The sequence below is a fragment of the Streptococcus sp. NSSLK0004 genome (assembly GCF_059039125.1).
Genome location: NZ_CM180142.1, coordinates 1406648 through 1433553, shown reverse-complemented (window position 1 = coordinate 1433553; position 26906 = coordinate 1406648). Strand labels below are relative to the sequence as shown.

At 42.1% G+C, this 26906-nt stretch carries 37 protein-coding genes; 35 read left to right on the top strand and 2 right to left on the bottom strand.

Going from position 1 to position 26906, the window contains the following annotated elements:
- The first annotated feature begins 4 nt into the window (after positions 1–4).
- The 27 genes from AC4CS8_RS07325 (at position 5) to gloA2 (ending at position 17418) form a co-directional block, all read left to right on the top strand.
- Complete coding sequence (locus tag AC4CS8_RS07325) at positions 5–877, top strand: phage capsid protein (RefSeq protein ID WP_493892609.1); 873 nt, start codon at positions 5–7, stop codon at positions 875–877.
- A gap of 2 nt (positions 878–879) precedes the next feature.
- Entirely contained in the window at positions 880–1077 is a 198-nt protein-coding gene (locus AC4CS8_RS07320; protein ID WP_493892608.1) for a hypothetical protein, read from the top strand.
- Between the two features lie 9 nt (positions 1078–1086).
- A complete protein-coding gene (locus tag AC4CS8_RS07315; protein ID WP_493892607.1) occupies positions 1087–1410 on the top strand; it encodes a phage head-tail connector protein in 324 nt (107 codons plus the stop codon).
- Complete coding sequence (locus AC4CS8_RS07310; protein ID WP_493892606.1) at positions 1407–1721, top strand: hypothetical protein; 315 nt, start codon at positions 1407–1409, stop codon at positions 1719–1721. Before AC4CS8_RS07315 ends, AC4CS8_RS07310 begins: the two co-directional genes overlap by 4 nt.
- Complete coding sequence (locus AC4CS8_RS07305; RefSeq protein WP_493892605.1) at positions 1718–2086, top strand: hypothetical protein; 369 nt, start codon at positions 1718–1720, stop codon at positions 2084–2086. The genes AC4CS8_RS07310 and AC4CS8_RS07305 overlap by 4 nt, the downstream gene beginning before the upstream one ends.
- A gap of 1 nt (position 2087) precedes the next feature.
- On the top strand, positions 2088–2495 hold the full coding sequence (locus AC4CS8_RS07300; RefSeq protein WP_493892604.1) for a DUF5072 family protein: 408 nt from the start codon (positions 2088–2090) through the stop codon (positions 2493–2495).
- Positions 2496–2511: 16 nt separating this feature from the next.
- On the top strand, positions 2512–3018 hold the full coding sequence (locus AC4CS8_RS07295; RefSeq protein ID WP_493892603.1) for a phage major tail protein, TP901-1 family: 507 nt from the start codon (positions 2512–2514) through the stop codon (positions 3016–3018).
- A 15-nt stretch (positions 3019–3033) separates the two neighbouring features.
- Positions 3034–3360 carry a hypothetical protein gene (locus tag AC4CS8_RS07290; protein WP_493892602.1) on the top strand — a complete coding sequence of 109 codons (327 nt, stop codon included), beginning with the start codon at positions 3034–3036 and terminating at the stop codon, positions 3358–3360.
- Between the two features lie 29 nt (positions 3361–3389).
- Positions 3390–3779: a hypothetical protein gene (locus tag AC4CS8_RS07285; RefSeq protein ID WP_493892601.1), complete on the top strand. Its 390-nt coding sequence runs from the start codon at positions 3390–3392 to the stop codon at positions 3777–3779.
- Positions 3780–6143 (top strand): phage tail tape measure protein, encoded by a 2364-nt coding sequence (locus tag AC4CS8_RS07280; protein ID WP_493892600.1) that lies wholly within the window; start codon positions 3780–3782, stop codon positions 6141–6143. It abuts the gene before it with no gap.
- 140 nt (positions 6144–6283) lie between these two features.
- Positions 6284–6865 (top strand): hypothetical protein, encoded by a 582-nt coding sequence (locus AC4CS8_RS07275; protein WP_493892599.1) that lies wholly within the window; start codon positions 6284–6286, stop codon positions 6863–6865.
- Complete coding sequence (locus AC4CS8_RS07270; RefSeq protein ID WP_493892598.1) at positions 6862–8403, top strand: phage tail spike protein; 1542 nt, start codon at positions 6862–6864, stop codon at positions 8401–8403. Before AC4CS8_RS07275 ends, AC4CS8_RS07270 begins: the two co-directional genes overlap by 4 nt.
- Positions 8400–9152, top strand: a complete 753-nt coding sequence (locus AC4CS8_RS07265; RefSeq protein WP_493892597.1) for a hypothetical protein — start codon at positions 8400–8402, stop codon at positions 9150–9152. Before AC4CS8_RS07270 ends, AC4CS8_RS07265 begins: the two co-directional genes overlap by 4 nt.
- Before the next feature lie 11 nt (positions 9153–9163).
- Positions 9164–9595 (top strand): phage baseplate protein, encoded by a 432-nt coding sequence (locus tag AC4CS8_RS07260; RefSeq protein ID WP_493892596.1) that lies wholly within the window; start codon positions 9164–9166, stop codon positions 9593–9595.
- A 12-nt stretch (positions 9596–9607) separates the two neighbouring features.
- On the top strand, positions 9608–10030 hold the full coding sequence (locus tag AC4CS8_RS07255; RefSeq protein ID WP_493892595.1) for a DUF1366 domain-containing protein: 423 nt from the start codon (positions 9608–9610) through the stop codon (positions 10028–10030).
- Positions 9972–10187, top strand: a complete 216-nt coding sequence (locus tag AC4CS8_RS07250; protein ID WP_493893888.1) for a hypothetical protein — start codon at positions 9972–9974, stop codon at positions 10185–10187. Before AC4CS8_RS07255 ends, AC4CS8_RS07250 begins: the two co-directional genes overlap by 59 nt.
- 3 nt (positions 10188–10190) lie before the next feature.
- A complete protein-coding gene (locus AC4CS8_RS07245; protein WP_493892594.1) occupies positions 10191–10466 on the top strand; it encodes a DUF7365 family protein in 276 nt (91 codons plus the stop codon).
- Positions 10467–10469: 3 nt separating this feature from the next.
- The gene (locus tag AC4CS8_RS07240; protein WP_493892593.1) at positions 10470–10703 is read left to right on the top strand and encodes a phage holin; all 234 of its coding nucleotides are present in this window, start codon (positions 10470–10472) and stop codon (positions 10701–10703) included.
- Positions 10704–11048: 345 nt separating this feature from the next.
- The gene (locus AC4CS8_RS07235; RefSeq protein ID WP_493892592.1) at positions 11049–11312 is read left to right on the top strand and encodes a hypothetical protein; all 264 of its coding nucleotides are present in this window, start codon (positions 11049–11051) and stop codon (positions 11310–11312) included.
- A gap of 120 nt (positions 11313–11432) precedes the next feature.
- Positions 11433–12053, top strand: coding sequence for a CHAP domain-containing protein (locus AC4CS8_RS07230; protein WP_493892591.1), 621 nt, complete (start codon positions 11433–11435; stop codon positions 12051–12053).
- A gap of 1 nt (position 12054) precedes the next feature.
- A complete protein-coding gene (locus AC4CS8_RS07225; RefSeq protein WP_493892590.1) occupies positions 12055–12480 on the top strand; it encodes a peptidase associated/transthyretin-like domain-containing protein in 426 nt (141 codons plus the stop codon).
- A gap of 8 nt (positions 12481–12488) precedes the next feature.
- Complete coding sequence (locus tag AC4CS8_RS07220; protein WP_493892589.1) at positions 12489–12809, top strand: hypothetical protein; 321 nt, start codon at positions 12489–12491, stop codon at positions 12807–12809.
- A 3-nt stretch (positions 12810–12812) separates the two neighbouring features.
- Positions 12813–13487 (top strand): hypothetical protein, encoded by a 675-nt coding sequence (locus AC4CS8_RS07215; RefSeq protein ID WP_493892588.1) that lies wholly within the window; start codon positions 12813–12815, stop codon positions 13485–13487.
- Positions 13488–13633: 146 nt separating this feature from the next.
- The gene (locus AC4CS8_RS07210; protein WP_024381116.1) at positions 13634–13819 is read left to right on the top strand and encodes a type II toxin-antitoxin system HicA family toxin; all 186 of its coding nucleotides are present in this window, start codon (positions 13634–13636) and stop codon (positions 13817–13819) included.
- Positions 13820–13878: 59 nt separating this feature from the next.
- Complete coding sequence (locus AC4CS8_RS07205; protein WP_029185623.1) at positions 13879–14283, top strand: type II toxin-antitoxin system HicB family antitoxin; 405 nt, start codon at positions 13879–13881, stop codon at positions 14281–14283.
- A 379-nt stretch (positions 14284–14662) separates the two neighbouring features.
- On the top strand, positions 14663–17032 hold the full coding sequence (locus AC4CS8_RS07200; protein ID WP_493892587.1) for a DNA translocase FtsK: 2370 nt from the start codon (positions 14663–14665) through the stop codon (positions 17030–17032).
- Positions 17032–17418 carry an SMU1112c/YaeR family gloxylase I-like metalloprotein gene (gene gloA2 / locus AC4CS8_RS07195; RefSeq protein ID WP_493893879.1) on the top strand — a complete coding sequence of 129 codons (387 nt, stop codon included), beginning with the start codon at positions 17032–17034 and terminating at the stop codon, positions 17416–17418. Before AC4CS8_RS07200 ends, gloA2 begins: the two co-directional genes overlap by 1 nt.
- 51 nt (positions 17419–17469) lie before the next feature.
- Here the strand turns inward: gloA2 and AC4CS8_RS07190 are convergent, their stop codons facing one another.
- Positions 17470–17826: a DUF3397 family protein gene (locus AC4CS8_RS07190; RefSeq protein ID WP_493892586.1), complete on the bottom strand. Its 357-nt coding sequence runs from the start codon at positions 17824–17826 to the stop codon at positions 17470–17472.
- Between the two features lie 257 nt (positions 17827–18083).
- Here AC4CS8_RS07190 and rplK point away from each other — a divergent pair, with 257 nt between their 5' ends.
- From rplK to AC4CS8_RS07165, 5 genes are all read left to right on the top strand, one after another.
- On the top strand, positions 18084–18509 hold the full coding sequence (rplK, locus tag AC4CS8_RS07185; RefSeq protein WP_493892585.1) for a 50S ribosomal protein L11: 426 nt from the start codon (positions 18084–18086) through the stop codon (positions 18507–18509).
- A 40-nt stretch (positions 18510–18549) separates the two neighbouring features.
- Positions 18550–19239: a 50S ribosomal protein L1 gene (gene rplA / locus AC4CS8_RS07180; RefSeq protein WP_493892584.1), complete on the top strand. Its 690-nt coding sequence runs from the start codon at positions 18550–18552 to the stop codon at positions 19237–19239.
- A gap of 107 nt (positions 19240–19346) precedes the next feature.
- The gene (locus tag AC4CS8_RS07175; protein WP_493892583.1) at positions 19347–19637 is read left to right on the top strand and encodes a hypothetical protein; all 291 of its coding nucleotides are present in this window, start codon (positions 19347–19349) and stop codon (positions 19635–19637) included.
- Between the two features lie 8 nt (positions 19638–19645).
- Positions 19646–20428 carry a glutathione-dependent disulfide-bond oxidoreductase gene (gene yghU, locus AC4CS8_RS07170; RefSeq protein ID WP_493892582.1) on the top strand — a complete coding sequence of 261 codons (783 nt, stop codon included), beginning with the start codon at positions 19646–19648 and terminating at the stop codon, positions 20426–20428.
- Between the two features lie 315 nt (positions 20429–20743).
- Positions 20744–22702, top strand: coding sequence for a GBS Bsp-like repeat-containing protein (locus AC4CS8_RS07165; RefSeq protein ID WP_493893878.1), 1959 nt, complete (start codon positions 20744–20746; stop codon positions 22700–22702).
- A gap of 89 nt (positions 22703–22791) precedes the next feature.
- Here the strand turns inward: AC4CS8_RS07165 and AC4CS8_RS07160 are convergent, their stop codons facing one another.
- Positions 22792–23730, bottom strand: coding sequence for a beta-1,6-N-acetylglucosaminyltransferase (locus tag AC4CS8_RS07160; protein WP_493892581.1), 939 nt, complete (start codon positions 23728–23730; stop codon positions 22792–22794).
- Between the two features lie 122 nt (positions 23731–23852).
- On the opposite strand from AC4CS8_RS07160, the gene AC4CS8_RS07155 reads away from it, so the two are divergent.
- From AC4CS8_RS07155 to frr, 3 genes are all read left to right on the top strand, one after another.
- Positions 23853–25493, top strand: a complete 1641-nt coding sequence (locus tag AC4CS8_RS07155; protein ID WP_493892580.1) for a putative polysaccharide biosynthesis protein — start codon at positions 23853–23855, stop codon at positions 25491–25493.
- Positions 25494–25594: 101 nt separating this feature from the next.
- Entirely contained in the window at positions 25595–26323 is a 729-nt protein-coding gene (pyrH, locus tag AC4CS8_RS07150; protein ID WP_493892579.1) for a UMP kinase, read from the top strand.
- A gap of 15 nt (positions 26324–26338) precedes the next feature.
- Positions 26339–26896 (top strand): ribosome recycling factor, encoded by a 558-nt coding sequence (gene frr / locus AC4CS8_RS07145; protein WP_493892578.1) that lies wholly within the window; start codon positions 26339–26341, stop codon positions 26894–26896.
- Positions 26897–26906 lie beyond the last annotated feature (10 nt).

The following is a 26906-nucleotide window of genomic DNA, read 5'->3' as shown; positions in this document are numbered from 1 at the left end:
TAACATGGCTGAAAATAATCTTATTAAAACAACTGACTTGAAATACCCTATCACAATCGATGTTTCTACACGATTTGAAGAGAATTTGAACAAGATGTTCGAGTTGCTTGGAATTACTCGTAAAATCGCAGTATCAGACGGTCAGACTTTGCGTATTTATGACGGCTACAATGTCACATTGGAAGACGGCGCAGTTGGTGAGGGCGAATTGATTCCATTGTCAAAAGTAGACCGTAAACCTCACAAAGAGTTGGTCATCAAGCTTAAGAAATACCGTAAAGCAACTGATGCAGAAAGCGTGCAGATGTACGGTGCGAACGAAGCTATCACTAACACAGATGATGCGCTTGTGCGTCAATTGCAAAAAGAAATCCGTAAGCAGTTTGTGGCTACGTTGAAGACTGGTACGACTACACAGACAGCTGTCGGTGCTGGTCTGCAAGGTGCGATTGCATCGGCTTGGGGTCGTTTGGAAGTCTTGTTTGAAGACTACAGCACTGATAAAGCGGTCATCTTTGCTAATCCTCTTGATATTGCTAAATATCTAGGCAACGCAAGCATCACTACGCAAACGGTAGCTGGTTTGACTTTCGTAACAGGCTTCTTGGATACAGTTATCATTTCTACTACCGATGTAGCAGAAGGTGAGATTTGGGCGACTGTTCCTGAAAATATTAACGTAGCTTATATCTCTGCTACTGGTTCTGCTGTTGCAAAAGAATTCGGTCTTTCTGGAGATGCTACTGGTTACATCGGTATGAAGCATTTCTTGGATAATACAACAGCAACTACTCAAACCCTGTTGATGTCTGGTATCGAAATGTTCCCAGAGCGTATCGACGGGATCGTGAAAGTCGCAATCACTGCAGGTGTCTAATCATGGCTACTTACAAGGTTAAAACACGTTTTTTTGACCAATTGGATAATCATTTCTTGTACGAGGTGGGCGATGTCTTCCCTCGTGCAGGATATGAACCAAGCAAAGAACGGATTGCGAGCTTGCTCTCAAGTAACAATCCACATCTGACGGCTTTTATCGAAGAGGTCAAGAAGACACGGAAGAAAGAAACGAAGTAGAGGTGTGCTATGCTGGATGATTTGTTAGACCGTGTAGAGGTCCGTTTGACCGGTGAAAAACCCAAAGCTGAATTGCTCGAGGAACTCATCCAGACGGCAGTTGATAGAGTGTTGTTGCTGATTGACGAGGAAGAATTGCCAAAACGTCTATCCTCCATCGTGGTTGATGTGACTGTTAAGCTCTATCGTAGGTTGTACCACGAAGGAATATCGAGCGAATCGGCTGATACGTTGAATACATCGTTTGTGGATAATGTCTTGTCTGAGTACGAGGTTGAGCTTTCGGCTTATCGGTCTCGTAATGCGAATCGGAAGGTGGTGCGTTTCTTGTGAGGTTTGTTGATTACATGCTGATTTCTGAGCGTGACACTGGTAAAATGGACGCATTGGGGAATGTTGTTGCTGAAAAGGTCGAAAGTGGCCCGTATCAAGGACGCTTTACAGAATGGACGGCAGATGATGTTGCCGTAAACGGTCGTGATTTGACCTCTGGTAGTCGTAAAATGGTTACGAGGGGAATAAGTCGCGAATGTATCCAAAGTGCGATAGCGGTCAAAATAGACGGCTCAGAATACGAGATAGGCTCTGTCAAAGATTTGGGTTCTCGTTGGCAGTTGCTAACGATTAAAGGCTTTAGGTTATGAGATATTCAGTTCGGACGAAAGGTGTGGACGAATTGGTTGCTCGATTGCAAGCTAAGTCTGCTTTTAAGTGGTCTGCTATTGCAGATAAAAACCTGACTCAAATCTTTAATCGTGCTGCAAGGCGCCCTGGAACACCTGTAAGGAGTGGAGAACTTGCAAGGTCAAGACGGAAGCAGTCCAGTGGGTCAGGAGTGACCTACAGAGGCGAGTTTGGTTATGTGAAAGACTACGCTCCGCATGTCGAATATGGGCATCGAGGCAGAAAAGGTGGTTTCGTGTCTGGCCAGCGCTTTTTACAAAAAAACGTCGAACAGCAAAGTAAAATCTACCTGACAGATATTCGCAGAGCTTTGAGAGAGGATTGACATGTTAAAAAAATTAGGTTTGGTTGATTTTCACGTTGCTCTAAAAGATAAAATCGAGGAGAAGACAGGGTTGAGGGCTTATGATTATGTGCCTGAAAACACCCCTTCTCCTTTTTATTTTTTGGAAATAGTGGATAAGCGACCAGAAGATACAAAGATGATGTGGTGCGAGGTATTTACTGTCTGGATACACGCAATCGCAGAAGCGGGAAACAGTAAGGTCGGCATTTACAATCTTATCCAAAGTCTGGAAGAGGCTTTGACAGAAGAAATCGCAATCCCTGAAGCTTTTACGATATTGAGGCAGACGGAAGTTGGCATGCAGTCTCTACAACAGGATGAGACTAATGAAATGCATGCTGTGATAGCTTATGAATTTAAGATAAGCTATGGTTTTAAAGTGAAATAAAAAAGGAGAATACAGAATGGCATTTGATGAAAATGTGTATTGTAATTTTGACGCAAGTGCGACTAAAGCGATTGCTGGTAAGGATGTTATCTTGGCTATCTTTGATAGCACAGGAGCGAGTCTGTTAGCGGTCAGTGGTCAGCGTGGGTTAACGATTAACCGTTCGGCTGACTCAATCGAAGTATCCTCGAAGGATACTAAGGGTGGTTGGAAGTCTAAAATCGCAGGAATGAAGGAATGGTCTATCGATAATGATGGTCTGTATGTGCCGAGTGATGCGACTCACAAGACGCTGTCGCAGGCTTTTGAGAATGGAGACCCTGTTTGTATCAAGATTATCAACGGTAAGACTAAAACGGCTATGTTTGGCGGTCTGGCTTATGTGACGGACTATCCACTTGAAGCGCCGTACGATGATGCAATGACCTACTCTATCGCTTTGGATGGGAACGGTGCGTTGGTTGACCTGTCTACGCTATCTTCCGAGGATAGTACGAAAGTGACAGCGATGCCTGAGCGATAAAAGAAGGAGTGAAAGATGAATCCAACAGAAAAAGAAACGATTGTATACAATGAAAAACATTATGAATTGAAATACTCTGAGCGAACGATTGAAACGATTGAAGCTGTAACCAAGCGTGGTTTTATGGATACAATTGCTAACTCAAACGGCTTGTTGTCGCTTAGTTCTTTGCGTCAATACTTCGTCCAAGCGCTTTATGCAGTGGATGGAGGGAAGATGTCGCCTGAGCACGCTACGAGTGTGTATGAGGCTGTGTTGAGAGAGAAAGGTTTTGGGTATGTCAATCAATTGGTTATCGTGACCATCAAGCGTGACTGCCCTTTTTTCTTCCTCGGAAGCTAGTCGGTCTTGAGTACCTCGTTTCGGATTCTGTGGATTCAGAGTACGATGTGGAAGCGGAGCAATATCAAAACGATATTGACTTCGCTTTTTTCTTTGTAAATTTTGGTACCTCAAAAAGCGAGTATCTAGATCTAACAAGGCGTGAGAAAGCTTTTATCATCAAGGCTTGGGAAGATAAGCTTATTCGCGAGACGACTTACAGCAGGAATGCGACGCTGAATGCTGTATCGAATGCCTTGCGGAAGAAGTCTGCTAGGTTTGTGGAGCTGTGGAAAAAAGCTCAGTTGCCTGTTGATGTCGAGATGGTCGCTAACCACTTGGAAATCATCGAGCAGGTAGAAGAAGCGGACGGTAAGTCTTGGGTCGATGCGATTTACAAAGAAAACGGTATGAAGAAACCGAACGAGAGGAGGGAATAGATGGCTGATTACACATTAGGAGTTGAAATCAAGGGCGATTCGTCCGATATGCAAAAAGCCTTTGAAGATGCAAAAAAATCAGCTGACAAGCTAAAAAAAGAAATTGATGGAATTGGTACATCTAATAAAATTGGTGGTTTACAATCGAGACTGTCTGATATTTCTAAAAAGGCTCAGGAAATTGGAGGGAAAATCTCTGATTGGGGCGATAAGGTAGCAGGTTTTGGCACGGTTGCTACCGCTACGGTCACTGCTCCGATCGTTGCAGCAGGGGTCGCTTTAACTAATGCGGCATCCGATATGGACGAAAACCTGAACAAGGTTGATGTCGCATTTGGTAACAATGCCAAAGAGGTCAAAACTTGGGCAGATACTGCTACTAAGCAATTTGGCTTGTCAAAGAATGCAGCACTTGAAGCCACGGCTTTATTTGGCGATATGGCGACTAGTATGGGCTTGTCAACAGGCGAAGCGTCCTCCATGGCAACCTCATTGGCAGGTCTCGCAGGGGATTTGTCATCGTTTAAGAATATTGATATCAGTCAGGCTATGACGGCTCTGAATGGTGTATTTACAGGCGAAACCGAATCTCTCAAAACGCTGGGTATCGTTATGACGGATACCAACTTAAATGCCTATGCTCTAGAAAAGGGCTTTGGTAAGACAACAGCAGAGATGAGCCAATCCGAGAAAGTTGCTCTCAGATATGCTTATGTCATGGACGCGACCAAGAATGCTCAAGGAGACTATGCACGCACCTCGGACGGAACGGCAAACTCAATCCGGACCTTCCAAGCGGAAGTGAGCAACCTTGCAGCAGAATTAGGTCAGAATCTCTTGCCGATTATTACACCACTCATCCAAAAGGCTACGGATATGGTAACGACCTTTGGTAGCTTAGATAGCAGTGCGCAGCAGAAGATTTTGGCTATTGCTGGGGCTCTTGCAACCGTTGGACCAGCCTTGCTGATTGTCGGGAAAATTGTTAGCACGGTCGGGACATTGGTTAGCGCATTCGGTTCGTTATCTGGACTGTTATCTACTATTGCAGGCGCTTTTGGTGCGACGGGGACCGCAGCCGGAACTGCCGCAGGAGGTATGGCAGCGGTTGGCGCTGGCCCAATAATTGCTGGGATTGCTGCCATCGCAGGGGTCATTGCGGTGGTTGTCACAGCATTTACCAATTTATGGAATAAATCCGAAACGTTCCGAAATTCCGTTGGGGAGCTGATTGCAAATGTTCAGGCTCAGTTCGGAAAGATTGCTGGTACAGCACAGCAATATCTTGAGCCTGTCATTACGATGTTCCAAGTCTTGTGGGATAGCTTGGTTAGTCTGGCTGAGCCTGCTGTAGAAGCAATTGTGCCGTTGTTGAGCAACGTAGCAACAATTATTGGCAATGTCTTTACGGCTATCATGGCTGTCGTCGGTCCTGTTTTTAGCTGGATAATTTCTATCATCACAACTACGATTCAGATAGTGACACCGATTATCAAGTCCATTTTGACGGTCATTATCGCGATTGTTTCGATGATTGTATCAATAGTGGCTGATTTAACAACGTTTATCGCAGATGTTATTTCTGCTATGGTTGCATGGATTGGCCCGGTAATCAAGCCGATTGTTGATTTCTTTGGTGATGTGTTTACTACAGCTGGAACGATTATAGGCGATAGCTTGACAACTGTGGCTACTTTTATCAGTACGTGGGTCGGTAAAGCTAGCGGTATTGTTAAGAATCTCATCAGCACGTTCTCATCTGTATTCCAGTCGATTAGTAGCATCGTTTCTGGCATCATGGAATCGGTCGGTAGTAAGATTTCAGGAGTTTTTGAGGCTGTAAAAGGTGCTTGGTCAGGTTTGACAGGTTTTGTCGGTGGGGTATTTGATGGCATTTCTAGCTCTGTAGAAGCATTGGTAAACCAAGTCAAAGGGTTTGTTAACGGAGTTATCAAGGGCATTAACACGGCTATTGACGTGATCAATAAAGTGCCTGGTGTGAGCATCTCAGAAATTCCTCAGCTTTACCGAGGGACTGACGATTGGCAGGGTGGTTTTGCTCGAATGAATGAGGGCGGACGTGGGGAATTGACCTATCTACCAAACGGTAGCATAGTTGTGCCTCATGATGTATCAATGAAGTATGCGCGAGAAAGCGCGAGAGCGAATCAACCAGATGTCGTTGCTATCAATCAACCATCTAACGGTAAGGCTGACACGTCTATCTTGACAGAGCTACGAGCTATGAAGCAACTGCTAGCTAAAGGGTCGCAAGTTATCATGGATGGTCAAGTTGTCGGTGGAATTATTGACACCAGACTTGGTCAAAAGGCGCAGATTGGAGGTCGATTGTCATTACGTTAATTAATCACTTTTTTGAGATTACTGAGTATATCCAATTTATGGGTTTTAACTCAAAAGATTTTAACATGTTGCTGGTCGACAGGTCAGCGCCTGTTCCGGCGGAAAAAGAAATCATCGAGAGCATCCCTTTTATGCAAGGGGTGCTTGATTTTTCGATGTTGCTTGGTGAACGAGTATTTGAGAATCGAGCGATTACCTATAAATTTCAGATTTTAGGTGTTGATTATGATGCGCATAAATCTATTGAGCGTGAGATTCGGCAATTATTGATGCCGTACGGTGAGCAGAAGCTATATGATACACATGATGAAGGTTATTATTGGCTTGGAAAATGCGTCAATGTATCAGTCGATGATGACGAAGAAGCAAAGACGTTAGATATCCAGTTAGAGTTTAACTGTTATCCGTTCTTGATTGGTGAAGCGACTTATTTTGATGATGTATGGGATACATTTGATTTTGAAGATGATGTAGCCAATTGGACGAAGTATGAAGTCAAAGGGTTTAAAGAAATCACGTTATTTAACGCAGGGACCAACTCTGTCAAGCCCGAAGTGGAAGCTACGAGCGATTTCAAGGTTATTCACAAGGGCGAAACCTTTGCGTTTAAAAAAGGGACAACTAGCAATCCATTATTTTCTATCTTGCCTGGTCTTTCTACGGTTAGAGTAGAGGGTACTGGAACGATTGCTTTTCATTCTCGTGTGGAGGTGATGGCATGACATATATGGTTAAGTACGCTAAGAGTCATACAGCCTTTAATCAGGGCGATGTTGTCATCTTGCACGAACCGTATTCGTACGGCGAGAAGGTAACGGCAGGAAAGATTAATCAATCCTTGGATGAGGTGCCGTCATTTGAATTTTCTTTGTATTTGACCCATGCCTATTATTCCCAATTAGAGGTTTTGACAGGCATTGTCCAAGTAGTTAATACGATTGACAATGAAGTCGAATTCTTCGGGCGCATCTTAACAGATGTGGGAGAAATGAGTAGTGACGGAGCATTTAGCAAGTCCGTTGTGTGTGAGGATTTTCTTGGTTATCTGAATGATAGCTCGCAAGTCTATGCACGGATGGCAAATGCAAGTCCGGAAGATTTGTTGCGACAAATTTTGACTGTCCATAATGCTCAGGTTGAGCCGTGGAAGCAGTTTAGGCTTGGTAAAGTAACTGTCAAGAGTCAGTCCAACACCAAGTACCGCTATACAGGCTATGATTCTACGCTTGCCACGATTAAGAAGTATTTGCTGGAACAGTTGGGCGGTTATCTACGTGTTAGGTCAGAAAAAGATGGGCTATATCTAGATTATCTTGCTGAGGTTGGTGAATTTGTCGATTCGCCAATCCGCCTTGGAAAGAATATCAAATCCTCTAAGCGTGAACTTAACCTTGATGGTTTATTGACACGTATTGTGCCAATTGGTGCAGATGCCGATGATAAGAACCGCGATGAGGATACAGGGCAGTATACGACACGCAGAAAGGTAACCATCGAATCCGTCAATAAGGGAAAGAACTACCTGGAAGATACAGAGCTTGTCAAAGAGTTTGGCATTATCCAAAAGTCTGTAGAATGGTCAGATATATCCAATCCGTCAACATTAAAGACGCGAGGGAATCAGTACCTGAGAGACCAACGAATCGCAATTAGTTCCTGGACTGTGTCTATGGTTGAGCGGTCATTGGTAGATGCGCAGTTTAAAAAGACACGTCTTGGTAATACCTATCCACTTGACAATCCGCCTCTTGCTGGTATCGAGAAATTACAAGTAATCAGTAAGACGATTGATGTCCTCAATCCGCAATCGGTCGAAGTAACGATTGGCTCTAACAAGCAATCATTAACAGCGTATCAATTGCAACAAAGAGAAGCTCAATCGTCGATGCAGAAAGCTTTTTCAGATAGTGATGCAGCACGCAAAGCCTCTGAGCAGATGTTAAAAGAGGAGCAGGGGCGTCTAGCAAAGGAACAGGAAGTGTTAGCCAATAATGCTCTCTCAATCCAACGTGAGATGAAAGTCGAGCTGTTAAACGACGAAGTAAGCCGAGTACAATCCATGATGGATAGTGAATCGAAAAGCCTTGAAATGGTCGAGAAAGAAATTGCTCGGCTGACAGAATTGGATACAGACGAAGCTAAAATCCAAATTCCAATGCTTGTTGTCCAACGAGCTACAATCCAATCTAGGATTGATAACATCGGTCTCTTAATTGCTGAATTAAGGGCTAAAATTGCAGAAATAGGAGGTAGCACATGAGTAGCTACGACTTTAACGAACTAAGCGCGGAAGCTACCGCAAACGTAAATGTATACAGGGACCCAACGCATATCACGGCTATAACCGAGGAACTAGCAAACGCTGGAGATGCTACGGCTATCCAGCTCGCAGAGTGGTTACGTCAGAAAAAGTATGGCGCCGATGTCAGGGAAGCTATCGCTCGTTCGGTGCTCTATCATGCCATGATGTTCCATCGGGCTAGTGATCAAGTACGAGCAAATAGCAGTCGACAAGAAGAATTGGAAAACCGGCAAAGAGAGATTGAGACGCAGTTTAAAGAGATTGTATCGGCAGTCACGAGCGAAACTGAGCTAATCTTGGCGCGTAATAGCGAACGGTACGGTTCATTTAATGTCCTGGATGACCGTTTAGAGAATCTAGAACGTTTGGTATCTCAGTACGTTCCGGAAGGTTTCCAGGTCAATATCACACATAATTTGTCGCGTCGTCCAACAATCACTGCGACACGCTATCAATATGCAATTGGTACAGAGCCTGGCGGGCTTGGAACAGGTCCTAGCGGAAGCTTTGGTGGTCAAACGAGCGAGGCTATACCAGTCAGTGTAAACTACAATGGCCAAGTAGCGGAAGTGTCAATGCCAGCTAGTTATAAGATAGCAGGTACATTTACAGTTGTCAGTCCAACAGTTGTGCTACTAATTGACGGATTGACAACGATAAAGTTTGAGGTGGAAGACGGAGCAGTTAGTGCCGTCATCAAGGAATAAGAGGTAAGAAGATGAAACAGATTTACAAAGGTATGGAAAACGGTCCAGAAGCAATCAATGAGAATTTTGAGGGGATTTTCCCAGTGGGAGCCATCTATACAAGCATTGACTCTACCAACCCATCGCGTTTCTTACATGGGACGTGGGAGAGTTTTGGGGCTGGGCGCATGTTGGTTGGTGTAGATCCTGCTGATTCTGATTTTTCTGCTGGTGCAACGGGCGGTGAGAAGGAACATGTTTTGACGGTGTCTGAAATGCCATCCCATACGCACGAATTCGCAGGAATGACAATCAACAACTATGTGAAAAAAGAAGCAAACGCAGAGCAGATTTACGGCTCGAAGCAAGTTGCAAGTGCCACGACTAAGTCGACTGGTGGAGGGCAAGCTCATAACAACATGCCACCGTACATCGCAGTCTATATGTGGGTTCGAACAGCTTAATTAGGGGGAAGTATGGCATTACAAGTTAAGACCAAATTTCAATCAGGGAAGTCCATTCGCTATGTAGTTCAACAAGACGAGCCGTTTTTACGATATGAATCGAGTTTTGAAGGGGATATCTCAGCGTTTACAGATGATGATATCGTCATATTCGCTCTTGACGAATTGTACAACTCCCTGTTCCCTAACCGTGCTGAAAATGAGAAATTTTCGGATATTGATAGGCAGATGGCTAAGATGGTTGAAAACGAGGAGGTTCGCTCTAAAGAGTTTGAGGAGATGAAAAAGCAATTTGAGTCTCTTAAAGCAGAGAGTGAGCTGATTCAACAAACCATGCAAGAATTAATTTTACAGATCATGGCAGGAGGTACCGACCATGAAGAATTTATTGACAACACTAACATCAGCGGTGCTGATGAAGCTTTTAACGAATAGAGAGGACAAATCAATGATGGCAATTTTTATCGCAAACCGTATCGCAAAAGGAAAATTGAAATTTTCAGCACTCAAAAACTATCCGAAGTCTTTCAGAGATGAGGTGAGGGATTGTTTATCGGACCTTGGCTTGGAAGAGTTAGCTAAGGAAGATTAGCCTATGTTTAAACCAGAACATGTATATGCATTTATTGGTTTTGTAGCGACTATTTGGACGCTGTGGAACAGCTTTTCGGGCAAAATCACAAAACAGGAAAATCGCATTACAGTCCTTGAGAAAGATATCGAAAATCTCAAGGAGTTTAAAAACAGCGCTAATCATCGTCTGGACAATCATGACGAGCAGAACAAGGCTATCTTAGTCCTTGCGGAGCAGGTCAAAAGTCTCGGAGATGACGTGCGCGAATTGAAACGAGTAATCATGAAAGAGGGTTGAAAAATGAAAAAAATTAATTGGTCTATCCGACTACGAAATACAACATTCTGGTGGACCTTGGTGCCGTTATTGGTACTTTTGTCTCAACAACTGGGTTTTAATTGGGTGCCGAAAGATTGGGAGACTACTTTTGGCACAATTATGTCTATCTTGACTGTTGTCGGGGTCATCAATGACCCTACCACAACAGGTTTGAGCGATAGTGAGCGTGCTATGGGCTATGATGAGCTTGGGTAGGAGGTAGCCTATGACGACAAAATACCAAGTCGCTAGTTACGCTCGCAGTTTGGTTGGTCAAAAGGTCACTGTGCCTACGAATCCGTATGGAGGTTAATTAACTGGCCTCACAATCCCGAGAATTGACTGGAACACCCTTAGAGCTTTGCACACTCCGTCTGCCAGTAATGAGCAGAATACAGTAAAAGAGGCAAAGATTGGGCAATCAGCAGGCGAGCCACCTCGGTAACAGAGGTGGAAGCTTCAACGACTAGGCGCTTTCAATCGAAAGACAGCACGGGATGGTAAAGTATGTGACACAGAGTACCCCATGTGGTATAATATATATATAAAGGGGTATAAATTATGTTTAAAACAAAACACGGAATGCACGGAACAAAAGAATACAACACTTGGAAGGGCATTAAAAAAAGATGTTACCAAAAATCGTACCAGCATTATGATAGGTATGGCGGTAGAGGTATAGTAATGTGTCAAGAATGGAAGGATGGTTTTATGGCATTTTTTAAAGATGTCGGGAAAGCACCTTCTGACGAGGCGCATTTGGCAAGAGTTTCGGCAATAAAAGAGTTTAACAGAAAACATAGTGAAAGTTTACGTATTTACTAAAGATATAGTCTGAACTTTGGAGAAATCTAAAGAGTCACAATATACAAGCGATTGAAGAAATTCAATCGTGGAGAGTTGTGACGTAACATATAGCAGTGTGTGGCCTTGATTGACCATATCATGCAGCATTTTACGGACGGCAAGCTTAACATGGCCTACACCAATGCCAAAGATTGCCTTGACCGTGCAAAGAAAAAAGGATTAGAAGTCATCTACTATAACGGTACCAACGTGCCAGATGTGGGTGATTTTTTTGTTTGTCAATGGGGTCCGAGCGATCTATTTGGTCATATTGGTGTATGTGTGACGGCAGACCGTAATATGATTGTGTCGGTTGAGCAAAATATTGACGGCTGGAAAGACGAGAACGCTAATGGCATCAATGACCAGCTAGAAATTGGAGGCGGTGGCTATACTCGTCACCATTCTCGGAATTATGATGGCGTCATCGGTTGGTTTAGACTGCCGTATACCGAGCCTGTAACTACATCTGAAATTAAAACAGAAGGAGAAGAGGACATGATTTTTATCAAATTAGCAGAAGACTTAAATGACAAGCGTAGAGCGGGTCAAATCTACATTATCAATCCATCAGCTCGTACTTTCCATCACTTGTCGGGCGATGAGTATAATACAGCCAAAGAGCTGTGGCCTGAAGCTCATAAAAAAATGAAATTAGCAACTAAATCGGTCAACTATCTTAACACGACTGTTAATCTGCTCAAAGCTAAAGAGGTTTGATATGGTTAATCAAACAAAATTATATTGGGACAGTGCCTATGTGATTAAACAAGGCGATACGTCATCAGTCTTTAAGTTAAAGCTACGGACAGATGATAATGCGGTGCTCAATGGTCCGGCTAAAATTCAGCTTATCCATAGTTCGAAAGGCATGATTGAGTTTGAGGCGGAAGTGGTGGATAGTGTTGTCAGTTTCCGTCTGGAAAAAGCTCTGCCTATTGGTAATTATACCGTTGAAGTGGAACACGCTGGCTATGTATTCCCGTCAACGGATTCGGTTACCTTGACGGTCAATGAGAATTTGGGTGAGTTTGTGTCAGGCGAGGCTATTGAGCTCTATGGCCTTAGAAAAATTGTCAAAGAGTATGTAGAGCAGGAACAGGATATCCCTGATTTGTTGATGTTTTATAATTTAGGAAAGATATGAGGTAAGAAATGAGTACAAGTAAATTAACGGCATTTGCCCAAGCGGTCGGAATAGATATCAAAGAGCTCAAACTGGCTTTGGGTGATAAAGTAACAAATGAAGCTTTGTCACAAGCGATTGAGCAAGCCAAAACAGCGCTAAAATCGGATATTTTGGGCGAAGGTGTGCCTGAGCAGTTGGATACGTTAAAAGAGCTGGCAGACGCTATTTCTGCAATCAATGGCGACACTGAGACTGCGATTGTAAAAAAATTGGCAGAGCTTGGTGCCCGTATTGATAGTATTACCAACCTTGATTTGGTTGCTGTTTATACTACAGCAAAGGAGTAGTTTATGGATAATTTAAGAGCGTTAGCACAAGCGATTGGAGCCGATTTTAAAGCTCTTAAATTAGAGCTAGGTAATTATCTCTTAAAGAGCGACAGTCGTATTAAAACGGGTGTAGGTCGGCCAGATAAGCCCGAGACAACAAACGGTGTGATTACTGGTACTGAAATCGATGGTACAGTCTACGAATCAACAGACGGTGCTGGTGTCGGTGCTTGGGAGTGGGTCAAGCGGGGGTCTGCTTGGGTCGTTTCAAATGGCGATACTGGATGGCGTAAGATTACCACTCCGGGGTTGACGGCTGGCTATTTGACGTTCCGCCGGATTAATAATCAATGTCTCGTTAACGCAACAGGCGGACGATGGGGGACTGTGACATTGTTACGTCCGGAAAACAATACAGACGGATATCGATTTGCAAACGGCTCCTTGAGATTGTTAAAAACCACAGAAGTACCGGTTGGTTTCCGTAGTTCGGTATCGCTCTTTCTTCCTATCGCTCACGATGGCAAGGTCCTAGATGGTACCCTTTATCTGGGTGGTATAAGTGATAGTAACTGGCTGGGTATCCACAATTACAAGGACATCATGCAGTCGAATGGCGCAGTCATGCGATTGCCTATGTTGACCTATATCAGTGATGAAGCTTGGCCAGACGTATTGCCAGGCACTAAGATGTAAGAAATGCCCCTAGCAGATTGCTGGGGGCGTTTTTCTATTATGACGGATATTTTTGAAAAACATTTGTTAAAAACAAGTGTTTTGTATTGACAAGTGTTGAAAACAAGTGTATAATATAATTAAAGATAAGGAAAGGAGATAAGCCAATGACAGAGCGAGAGCTTAAGAAGATTGCTAAGAAGCAAGGTTTCAGTAAAACAAACTTTGGCAAAGGGTCTCACGAGGTTTGGAAACATCCAGATGGACGGATAGTGACGATACCTAAACCAAAAGAGAAGGATTACAGACCAGGCACACTAAGCAACATTCTCAAAGTTTTGTATGGGGAGTGAGGGTACTCCTCCCCATACCCCTAAAGGGGTTACTCTGATCATTGGCTTAATCTATCACTATGAAATATAATTATTTAGCATTGTTTGAAGCAGATAAGGAAAATGGTGGCTACAGCATTTCTTTCCCTGATTTCCCTGGAGCATTTAGCGAAGCTGACAATCTAAGCGAAGCTATTTTCAACGCTCGTGAAGTTCTTGAAATCTATACCATCATGTTTGAAGACGAGGGTAAAGAATTTCCTAAACCATCATCATTCAAAGCACTTGCAAGCAATCTAGCAAGCGATGATGATGTGATTCAGGCCATCTCTGTTGATACCGAGCTTGTCCGTGAACGTGAACGCTCTAAAATTGTCAATAAGACCGTTACACTACCAAGCTGGCTTGTTGAAATTGGAAAAGAAAACAAAGTCAATTTTAGCCAATTATTACAAAAAGCAATCCGTGAGGAATTGCAGGTATAATTTCACCCCCTCAGCGATTGTTGGGGGGCGTTTTATTTGTCCAAAATAGCCATTTTGACAATAATGGTTGCAAGATTTGATTTCTATTTTGACAAAATAGGCAAAATTGAACAATAGCGCTTGCCTTTTCTACGGACATTTTCAAAAATTGTCGTTTTTGCGGACATAAAAAAAGACCTTGTCCAGAGGTCTTGGGCACTCCCCAACAAAAAATTAATACGTTCTTTAATACGTTCCAATAGGATTAAACGGATAGTGACTAACTATTGTATTCTTTAAAAAACATTGATTTAATCAGGTTTTTTAGGTTGTTAGCAATTCACTGTATATGTTTTTCAAATTATGATAAAATAAAGAAATCGAGAAAGTTGAGGAGTTTATGGCAAAGAGTACAAAAAAAGGAAAAACAACTCGTCGCCCCACCAAGGCAGAATTAGCACAACAGCAGAAAATTAAATTTTTGTTAGTGAGAGTTCTTATCATCGCAGTTCTCATTTTTGCAGCGACCCGAGTTGGGGTGTTCGGTGTGACGGTCTATAATTTACTACGCTTATTGGTCGGAAGCAGTGTCTACGTCTGCATGGTTGGGATTGCTGTTTTCACAGTTTTCCCAACACTGATCGAGAAAAGAGAAGGAACCTTATCAGGTTTTCTATTCTTTTTTGCAGGGCTTCTTTTGGAATACCAAGCTTATTTTGACTGGATGTATAAGGGGAAAGACCTACTGGGACATACGTTCAATACGGCATTTCAGGAACTGACTTCATTTCAGATTACAGAGTTTTTGGGAGGCGGCCTTCTTGGCGGTATTCTCTACCTTCCTGTTTCATTCCTATTTGCTAATATCGGTAGCTTTTTCATTGGTCTTCTGTTCATTGCCTTCGGTCTCTTCTTCATGAGTCCTTGGTCTGTTTATGATGTGGCAGATATGCTAGCGATACTGAAAGAGAAATTTACCCAAAGCCAGAAACGTCGATCTGAAAAACGGGTTATTAAAGCTGCGGAAAAAGCAGAGCGAAAAGCAGAAATTGCTGCTCGAGAGGCCGAGGAGGAAGCAGAGCGTGAAATGGAAGAACGTCATCGTCTTGCTCAGAGCACTGTCAAAGAAGAAGTGAGTGAAAATTATCCTAATGTTGATTTGGAAACAGGAGAAATCTTAGAACAGGATTCACCAGTTCCAATCTATCTAGACAACCAACCTCTTGACCTTGAAGATGAATTTCCGGTTATGTTAGTGGAAGAGGAAAGTTTACCTGTAGAAGCGAGCACGGTTATTGAAGAAGGAGTCCCAGAATTGGAGATTGATTTTAAACCGAAGAAAAGTCTAGCATACAAGCTACCTTCGATTGATCTTTTTGCACCAATAAAGGTAAAAAGTCAAACCAATGAGAAAAAAATTGTTCGTCAGAATATCAAAGTTTTGGAAGACACTTTTGCAAGTTTTGGTATCAAGGTCGTGGTAGAGCGTGCTGAGATTGGACCGTCAGTTACACGATACGAGTTAAAACCAGCAGTTGGGGTTCGTGTTAATCGGATTTCTAATTTGGCAGATGATTTGGCCTTGGCTCTTGCTGCGAAAGATGTCCGTATTGAAGCACCGATTCCTGGAAAATCCTTAGTCGGTATTGAAGTTCCAAACTCAGAAGTGGCTATGGTACCCTTCAGAGAGCTTTGGGAACAGTCCCAAACGGATCCGAATAAGCTTTTGGAAATTCCCCTTGGTAAAGCAGTTAATGGTTCTGTCCGTTCCTTTGATCTAGCTCGAATGCCACATTTGTTGGTAGCTGGATCTACTGGTTCAGGAAAGTCTGTTGCCGTCAACGGCATCATTTCCTCTATCCTGATGAAAGCTGGTCCAGATCAAGTTAAGTTCATGATGATAGACCCCAAAATGGTAGAATTGTCTGTCTATAATGATATTCCACATTTGCTCATTCCAGTTGTGACCAACCCACGTAAGGCAGCTCGAGCTCTTCAAAAAGTAGTGGATGAAATGGAAAAACGTTATGAACTTTTTAGCCACTTAGGTGTACGGAATTTGGAAGGCTACAATGCGAAGGTAGAAGAATTTAATAGTCGTTCGGATGAAAAACAAATTCCTCTACCACTAATAGTGGTTATCGTGGATGAATTGGCGGACTTGATGATGGTTGCCAGTAAGGAAGTGGAAGATGCTATTATTCGTTTGGGACAAAAGGCTCGTGCAGCAGGAATTCACATGATTTTGGCCACTCAGCGTCCGTCTGTTGATGTCATCTCTGGTCTTATTAAAGCCAATGTACCGTCTCGTGTTGCCTTTGCTGTGGCATCTGGTACAGACTCTCGAACCATTTTAGGAGAAAATGGAGCAGAAAAATTGCTAGGGAGAGGTGATATGCTCTTTCACCCAATTGGGGAATCAGCTCCAGTTCGCTTGCAAGGTTCTTTCATATCGGATGATGATGTGGAACGAATTGTTCATTTTGTCAAAGAGCAGGCTGAAGCGGAATACGATGATAGCTTTGACCCTGGTGAAGTTTCTGAAAGTGATTTGGAAGGCGGATTGAGTGGAGACAATGGCAGCGACCCCCTTTTTAATGAAGTACGTGCCTTAGTCGTTGAAAGTCAAAAAGCAAGTGCTTCTATGATTCAACGCCGCTTTTCAGTTGGTTTCAACCGGGCAACCAGACTCATGGAAGAATTAGAGGCGGCAGGCGTTATCGGACCTGCAGAAGGAACCAAGCCACGGAAAGTATTGGAGACCCCATGATTAAATTAGATACCGTTCATCACGTAGCTATTATTGGTAGCAATTATGAAAAGACCAGAGAGTTTTATGTTGACAAACTAGGTTTTGAGCAACTGGATAAGCATATTCGACCGGAAAAAAATGATATTCTTTTCAATGTCAGAAAAGGACAACTAGTCTTAGAAATCTTTATTAAATCAGATGCTCCTTTACGACCAGCTATGCCTAGTCCAGAGCATACAGGTCTTCGGCATTTAGCTTTTAGGGTTGAAGATGTGGAGGCTTGCTTAGCACAATTTGATGAATTAGGAATCTGCCATGAAGCCCTACGGACAGATGACTTTGATGGTAAGAAAATGGCCTTCTTCTTTGATCCAGATGGCCTACCTTTAGAAATTCACGAATAAAAAAGACTCCCTACCAATTTTTTTGGTGGGGAGTCCGTATTTAGACGGAGGTTAATTTGGTAGAGTCAATACTGCAATGACTAAGGAAAGATAGAGCAAGAACGTGAGGATGAAACTAGCTCTCCAGAAGAATTTGAAAACTTTGCGATAAGTAAAATCTTTTTTATTAAAGATAAAATAAAGGGTAATTCCAAAGGCCAGGAGAGATAGAGCCAACAGCAGATGAGGTAGGAGGCTGTTGTAATAAGCTTTATCTGAAATTAGGTAAAATTCAAAAGCAAAGAGTGGAAAAGCAATGTCTGCAAAGTTCCAGCCCCTTTTTTTTAATCCAAAGAGTTGAACAGTTGTAAAAGCAATCACTAGGTTCAAAATAATAAATAGTATGGAAGCAATCTTTAAAACTATCATAGTCCTATTCTAGCACATACCCTTGGAAAAAGCTACTGAGGATAAGGAAGGAAGATAAAAAGTTGCCGTAATTTAGATGAGATCGATTAGATTGTAGTACCTTGGGAACTTAAAACTAGGAAAAATGAAAATATAGCAGACAATTCCTTGCATTATTTTAAAAATAGTGTATAATAGATTGGTATGCGAAATTGCATACTTGTGGGAGGTAAAAATCTGTAATTACCGCCAAAACCACAATAGGAGGATTTTATATCATGGCTAAAAAAGTCGAAAAACTCGTAAAACTTCAAATTCCTGCAGGTAAGGCTACTCCAGCTCCCCCAGTTGGACCAGCACTTGGTCAAGCAGGTATCAACATCATGGGATTCACTAAAGAGTTCAACGCTCGTACAGCTGACCAAGCTGGCATGATTATCCCAGTAGTTATCTCTGTGTATGAAGATAAATCTTTCGATTTCATCACAAAAACACCACCAGCTGCTGTTCTTTTGAAAAAAGCTGCAGGTGTTGAAAAAGGTTCAGGTACACCTAACAAAGATAAGGTTGCTTCAGTAACTCGTGCGCAAGTACAACAAATTGCTGAAACAAAAATGCCTGACTTGAACGCTGCATCTCTTGAAGCTGCAATGCGTATGATCGAAGGTACTGCTCGTTCTATGGGATTCACTGTTACTGACTAAGTAGCACTCAAGATTATCTGATTACAAGGAGACATATAACATGGCTAAAAAAAGCAAAAACTTGCGTGCTGCTCTTGAAAAAATCGACAGCACAAAACTTTACAGCGTAGAAGAAGCTGTTGCTCTTGCAAAAGAAACTAACTTTGCTAAATTTGATGCATCTGTTGAGGTTGCGTACAACTTGAATATCGATGTTCGTAAAGCAGACCAACAAATCCGTGGTGCAATGGTATTGCCAAACGGTACTGGTAAAACTGCTCGCGTTCTTGTTTTCGCACGTGGTGCAAAAGCAGAAGAAGCAAAAGCTGCTGGTGCAGACTTTGTTGGTGAAGATGACCTTGTTGCTAAAATCAACGGTGGTTGGTTGGACTTCGACGTTGTTATCGCAACTCCAGATATGATGGCAGTTGTTGGACGTCTTGGTCGCGTGCTTGGTCCACGTAACTTGATGCCAAACCCTAAAACTGGTACTGTAACAATGGATGTTGCAAAAGCAGTTGAAGAGTCTAAAGGTGGTAAAATCACTTACCGTGCTGACAAAGCAGGTATCGTACAAGCTCTTATCGGTAAAGTATCATTTGACGCTGACAAACTTGTTGAAAACTTCAAAGCCTTTAACGATGTCATCGTTAAAGCAAAACCAGCTACAGCTAAAGGTACTTACATTACTAGTTTGACTATCACTACGACACAAGGTGTAGGTATCAAGGTTGATACAAACTCACTTTAATCCATAAAAAAGATTGTCTTAGGGCAATCTTTTTTGTTAGAGAATTTCTTGACAAAGAATTGATTTCGCTTTATACTATAGTCAATTTATATCAAAGGAGGCATCGAATGAAAGTAGCAGAAAAGGAAGAGTTTTACAGTTACTTATCTGCAGTCTATAATCTTCCACAGCAAGAGATTTCAGAAGCCTTACGAGAAAAAATTTTTGATGTTGCAGGTCAGCTTGAGAAGGAAGAGAATCTCTACATACTAGCAGGACACTTAAGTCGCTTTGTCAATGCAGAGTTAACGGCTTTGACTTGCAGAGCACCTAAAGAATTGGTTCAACTTGCTCGTTATATTCAAGAAATCCAGAATCATTATCGCTATGCGAGTATTTTTCCAGGAAAGGTTAAATAGGAGAAGATATGACAGAATACACAAAACCACTCGTATGGAAGTGGGAAGATGAAAATGATAACCGTTCAGGCAATCGCCCTACAGCAGGTAGTCGCTTTGAACAAAAACTACCAAAAGGAGACAAGCCTTTCCAAGTCTATTCTTTAGGCACACCGAATGGTATTAAGGTTGCCATTATGTTGGAAGAATTGAAGGAATTAGGTATTTCTGAAGCAGACTATGATCTCTTTCTTATCAACATCGGTCAAGGAGATCAATTTGGCTCCGATTTTGTTGGTATCAATCCAAATTCTAAGATTCCTGCGCTTGTGGATTATTCTGAAAAAGAACCAGTTCGCGTTTTTGAATCTACCAATATTCTCCTCTATTTAGCAGAGAAGTTCGAAGCTTTCTTGCCAAAAGAATGGGCTGAACGGACAGAGGTTCTTAATTGGCTCTTTTGGCAAACTGGTGCTGCTCCATTTGTTGGAGGTGGATTTGGACATTTCTTCCATTACGCACCAACTGCTCAAGAGTATCCGATTAATCGCTATACTATGGAAACCAAGCGACAGCTAGATCTTTTAGATCAGTTATTGGAAACAAGAGAATACATAGCAGGCAGTGCCTACACGATTGCAGATATTGCTATTTGGTCTTGGTATGGGCAATTGGTACTTGGAAAATTGTATCCGGGATCGGCAGAATTTTTGGACACAGATTCCTATACCTACCTCAAGGCTTGGGTAAAGAAAATCGCAGATCGTCCGGGAGTGCAAAAAGGTTTGGCAGCTGAGTACCGAGCGATTTAATGCTGTGACATCGAATGAGGAGAGATGATAATGAAAAAATGGATTCGTGTTATTAGTATTTATGGTATGGTGGTGCTAATGACAGGGCTTGGTTTGTCTGTTTTTGCAGAAAGTAGCACAACTTCATAAAGTGGAGATGCTTCAACTAGCACTTCGCTAACATCTGATGTAAGTGATTCTACCAGTTCTCAAAGTACACAGTCTTCCACAGATTCTGTTTCTAGCACAACAAGTTTAACTGCTACGACGAGCACCGATTTAACAAGCACAGTCCCAACGGAAAGCTCCACAACGACTACTAGCTCTAATTCTACAATCGTCGGTAGTAGTTCTACCAGCCCCTCAACCTCCACAACCGCCTCTCAGTCAGGAGATGAGGCCACAACCGCCGGTCTTTACCGTCTATATCATTCGGGGTTAAAGGTTCATCTTTATACCAAAGATCCCAATGAGTATAAGGTGTTAGGAAGCAGAGGGTGGAATCAAGAAGGCGAAGCTTTTCGCTCTTTTGGAGATTTGCCAATCTATCGCCTATATCATCCAGAATTAAAACGTCATCTCTATACGCGAGATGGCAATGAGTATACCGTATTGGGAACGAGAGGTTGGAGACAAGAAGGTATCGCTTTCTATGGATTAGCTCCTGCAGGAATGACACCTCCTGTAATGGTTGACCAGCCAACTGCAACCGTGACCAGTTACGGAATTCTTGTTCAATTACCTGATTCAAGCTATAAAAAAGTATCGGATATTAAGGTTGCAATTTGGTCGGATGTCAATGGTCAGGATGATGTGAGATGGTACAAGGCTGATCAACTAGGAAAAGTTTTGGTTCCTTTTGAAAATCACAGTGGTTTTGGTTCATATACGATTCATGTATATGGTCTAACAACTGGTTTTACCCAGTTGACAGTATCTATCCCGACGCCTACTGTTTCGACCACTATTACCAAACAAAGCGCCGCTAGTTATAAGGTAACCGTGACAAATGTTCCGCACTATATTCAATCGATTAAGATTCCAGTTTGGTCGGTTGCAAATGGACAGGATGATATTTATTGGTACCAGGCGCAACGACAGGCAGATGGAAGTTACATTGCCACCCTTGATTTTCTCCATCATCAATTTGTAACTGGTAAATATGAAGTTCATATTTATGGGGAAAGTAAAATAGGAAAGACCTTAGTTCCTTTGAAAGCAACTGAAGGTTTCTCGATTGCTAGCTTTGGAAATCCTACTGGAAAATTAAATGTTTCAACGGCAAATGTCAAGAACGGTACCTTCACAATTTCTGTTTCTAATATAGTTGCTCCTACAGGTTTGAAAGAAGTACAACTTCCTATCTGGACAGATCGAAATGGTCAAGATGACTTGATTTGGTATACTGCCACTCGTCAATCGAATGGGACTTATTCCGTTACGGTACCTCTTGTCAATCATAATTATGAATCAGGCCGTTATCAGATTGGTCTGTACTATATTAACGCAGTCGGTCAGCGAACAGGAATTACTTCTACAACAGTGAATGTAGCTCTACCAAGTTTAGCAGTAAAACAAATGGTAGTTGGTGGAAAAGTGTTGACAATTATCGGGGATTACACGCCACGACCAGATAGATTACAAGCTTTGGTAAATGCTATTAACCACATGGAATACCAAGGTTATACCGTTAGCTTTAAAATGTCGGATATACAAACTCGTAGAGGGATTGAATACAATGCCAGCACAAAAATTTATGGAGCTTCCACCATTAAAGGTCCTTATGTTGCTAGTTTGACTGCACGCAATCCTCAATCGATAAATCAGTATAAAGGAATGATGCTGGATGTATTGAGAAATTCTAGTAATGATGGTTATTTCCACCTATATTCAACCTTTGGTCCAAGCAGTATTTTTCAATGGGCAGATGCTGCAGGGGTTAGTCGGGCTTCAGTAGATGCTCTCTATCCTTATTTGACTGCTCAGGAATTGCATGGTCTATGGTTGCAAAATTATCGCTATTTTTCTCTCACTCCTACCGGTCGAGAAGTTGGGTCTTGGTTTGAAAGTCCAAATTTATCTCCAATTCACTCGGTTTTAGGAACTACTCAAAAAGTTCAGAGTAAGGCTGGTTGGATTGGTGGTTGGGGTTATAGAGCTGCAAATGATTCGGGAATTGTCTATGCTCCAGAAGGGACCTATGTACAGACGATTATGACCAATGCAGATGGTCGATTAGGTCTACTCAATCCACTTGTAGCAGAGTTGCACCAACTCCATCGAGAGAGTCGTTAGTTCTACTTTTCAAGGTGAGCAGACGAAAGATTCCAAGGGAGAAAAGAAGGTAAAAAAACCACCTAAATTTGCTTAGGTGGTTTTATATTCTAGTTGCGTGTTTTTTCTAGGATAAAATCTTTGAGGCCAGGAGCTTTATTCAAGTCAAATTTACGGGAGAAAAAGTGTCCAAGAGCAATTCCTTTTTCTAACTGTGCCATATCTTCAGGAGAATCGGTCCACTCGTAAGGGTGTCCGTCCCACCAGTTGATATAGCTAAGATTGCCTTGAACTTCGTCAGGAGTATCTGTCACATGTTCATAGTGATAGATGGTCGGCAGCAGTTTTGCCCGTGTAAAGACCATTGGGACGTAAAGTTCATCTGCACAGAAGCTATGGTGAAAGTGGTGGTAGATAAAGGTTTTGTCTGCCAGAATCGCTTCTAGTGCAGTTTTGTTAATAGACTTCCAGTTTGCATAAGCATCAAGTCCCCAGTTTTCACGATTTCCTTTTAAGCGATCAATCTTAAGAGCTGTCTGTACCTTGTTTTCAAGGATACGATAAGCACGGACAAATTTGTGCCAAGGCTGTGGTAACTTACGAGGAAACTTAGTGGTCAAGTGGTAATGTTCAACTAGTTTATGTAGTTTGAGGTCTTGGAATTCATCTTGGTTAAAACGAGTAATGAAATTCTTGTCTGTATTTTGAGAGAAGAAGTGGTAGATAGTTTCAGGACTTCTAAGCGGTAAATCAACTCCGGAAAGGAGGTGGTAGAATTCATAGTCAGCAGTGGCATGGGCAGCTTCGAAAAGGTCTAATTCACACTGAATTTGACTGAAGTCTCCCCAGTAGACAGCGCGTCTTGGAATGAGAGTAAGATTAGAAGAGGTGACACTAGCTTGTAGCGTGGCAATTTCTTCTGGGCTGATAGTAGATTTCTTATCAATATGGACAAAGAAATCATGATGTGGATAATCAAGTAATTGAAGCAGAAACGCTAACTGGTCAAATTTATCATGAGCTACAATTAAGTAGGCGTGTTTTTTCATAGTAAAATCCTTTTCAATGTAAAACGGAGTAGTCTTCTTATTCTACATTAAATGTTCCAGTTTTACAAGTTGGGAGAAAAAGTTTATAATGAAGGTCTAACTAGCAAGAAAAGGAAAAGTATATGTCGGAAAAAGTTGAAACGCAACAAGGGCAGCATCAGGAAACTATGGTGCGTGGGATGGCCTGGTTAACGGCTGGAAGTTTCATCAGTCGTCTTTTGGGAATTATCTATGTTATCCCTTGGTATATGTGGTTGGGAAGCCATGCTGCTGAGGCCAATGCCCTCTTTAATATGGGGTATCAAATCTACGCCAATTTCTTATTGATTTCAACAGTTGGTCTACCTACAGCAGTTGCTAAACAGATTGCAAAGTATAATATTCAAGGAAAACAAGATATATCTTATTACTTGGTGCGAGAGTTCTTCAAACTGATGCTTATTATGGGAGGAATTTTCGCAGTAGTCATGTACCTAGCAGCACCTTGGTTAGCGGAGATCTCAGGATCTAAGGAGTTATTAGTGCCTGTTATGTACAGCTTGGTGCCACCGCTTTTTATTTTCCCGGCTATGAGTATAATGAGAGGCTTCTTCCAAGGGCATCACGATATGAAGCCTTATGCAATCAGTCAGGTTGTAGAGCAGATTGTACGGGTTATTTGGATTTTAGCAACGACGTTCTATATCATGAAGATAGGTTCAGGTAACTATCTAGAGGCAGTTACTCAGTCAACTTTCGCAGCTTTCATTGGGATGTTAGCCAGTGTTGCAGCACTCATTTGGTACTTGCATAAGGGTGGTTTTTTAGGGAAAATTGTCCGTAAAGGAACCGTTTCAGCTACTATTGATATTAAGTCGCTGATTATGGAAACTCTGAAAGAAGCTCTTCCTATCATTATCTTAGGCATGGCCTTCCAACTCTATCAATTTGTGGATCAGGCAACTTTTGTCAATACCATGAGCCGGATTACTGACTATACAAATTCGGAACTTCTGGTTCTTTATTCTTACATGGTTTCCAATCCAAGTAAAATTACCATGCTGATTATTGGTATTACAGGGTCTATTGGTAGTGTGGCCATTGCTCTTATTACCGAACGGTTTGTTCAAAAGGACAAAGTGGGAACTGCTCAGCTGATTACAGACAATCTACAAATGCTCTTTATCTTTGTGATTCCGGCCATTGTTGGAACAGTTTTATTAGCCCGTCCACTCTATTCGGTCTTTTATGGTGAGGCTGAAGATTTAGCCATCCACCTTTTCATCGCTAACCTTTTGTTGATTTTGATACAGGGACTTTACTCGGTTCTAGGGGTCGTGATTCAGGCTATCTTTGAAAATCGCAGAGCTATTTTGTATTTTGTCATTGGTCTGGTGGTTAAGTTGGTTTTACAAATCCCCTTCTTATACCTTTTCCAAGTTTATGGTTCCCTCCTTTCAACGGCCTTAGGATTAGGTGTAACAGTTATTCTCTTTTATCGGAGAATTTATCAATGCGTAGCATTTGATCAGCAAGAAATTATCAAGGATGTGGGAACCATTAGTGGTATTTCCTTGGTAATGGGCATCATTGTTTTTGGATTAGAATGTTTGCTCAATCAATTCATTCCAGCGACAGGTTATATTTCCAGTGCGCTCCACATCGGAATTTCAGGTGTGGTCGGTATTATTGTCTTTGTTGTCCTAACCTTGAAAACACGTCAATTGGATAAACTAATCGGTACAAGGGCAACGAGTTTACGTCGCAAATTGCATCTGCCATAGAAAGAAAATCAGAAATGATTTTCTTTTTTTTCGACAGATTCTGCTATAAAAAATGGAAAAATTATGATAAAATGGAAGGGATAATATAGAGGGGTAAGACAATGAAACCAAAATATGAACGTATTCTAATCAAACTATCAGGAGAAGCCTTAGCTGGTGAACGTGGTGTTGGCATTGACATCAAGACAGTGCAGGGAATCGCTAAAGAAATCCAAGAAGTAGCAGCATCAGGTGTTCAAATTGCCTTGGTTATTGGAGGTGGGAACCTCTGGCGTGGTGAGCCTGCTGCGGAAGCAGGAATGGATCGCGTTCAGGCAGATTATACAGGGATGCTAGGAACGGTTATGAATGCTCTAGTAATGGCTGATTCATTAAAGCAAATTGGTGTAGATACACGAGTTCAAACAGCTATTGCTATGCAGTCTGTTGCGGAGCCTTATATTCGTGGTCGAGCTCTTCGTCACTTAGAAAAAGGTCGAATTGTTATCTTTGGTGCTGGTATCGGATCACCGTATTTTTCTACCGATACAACAGCAGCCCTCCGAGCAGCAGAAATTGAAGCAGACGCTATTCTTATGGCGAAAAATGGTGTGGATGGGGTCTATAATGCAGATCCGAAGAAAGACGCTAACGCCGTGAAATTTAATGAATTAACTCACCGTGAAGTCATCAGTCGTGGGCTTAAAATTATGGATGCGACAGCTTCAACCTTGTCTATGGACAATGACATTGACTTGGTTGTCTTTAACATGAACGAGCCGGGTAATATCAAGCGTGTTGTCTTTGGCGAACAAATCGGTACAACGGTATCAAATAAGGAAGAAAAATAAAAAGAAGGACCTATTATGACAAAAGAAATCATTACAAAAGCACAAGAGCGTATGAACCAATCTCATCAAAGTTTGGCTCGTGAATTTGGCCACATTCGTGCAGGTCGTGCCAATGCCAGTTTGTTAGACCGTGTCACAGTAGAATACTATGGTGCTCCTACTCCGCTCAACCAGTTAGCGGGTATCACAGTACCAGAGGCGCGTGTTCTTTTGATTACGCCATTTGATAAGTCTATCTTGAAGGACATTGAGCGTGCTTTAAATGCTTCGGATTTAGGTTTGACTCCACAGTCAGATGGTACTGTTATCCGTTTAGTTATTCCAGCCCTTACAGAGGAGACACGGAAAAATTTAGCGAAAGATGTGAAAAAAGTGGGTGAAAACTCAAAAGTTGCCATCCGTAATATCCGTCGTGATGCCATGGATGAAGCAAAAAAAGCTGAAAAAGCGAAAGAGATCACTGAAGATGAATTGAAGACTCTTGAAAAAGATATTCAAAAAGTAACAGATGATGCCATTAAGACTATTGATAAGATGACAGCAGACAAGGAAAAAGAGTTGCTGGAAGTTTAATAGAAGAAGG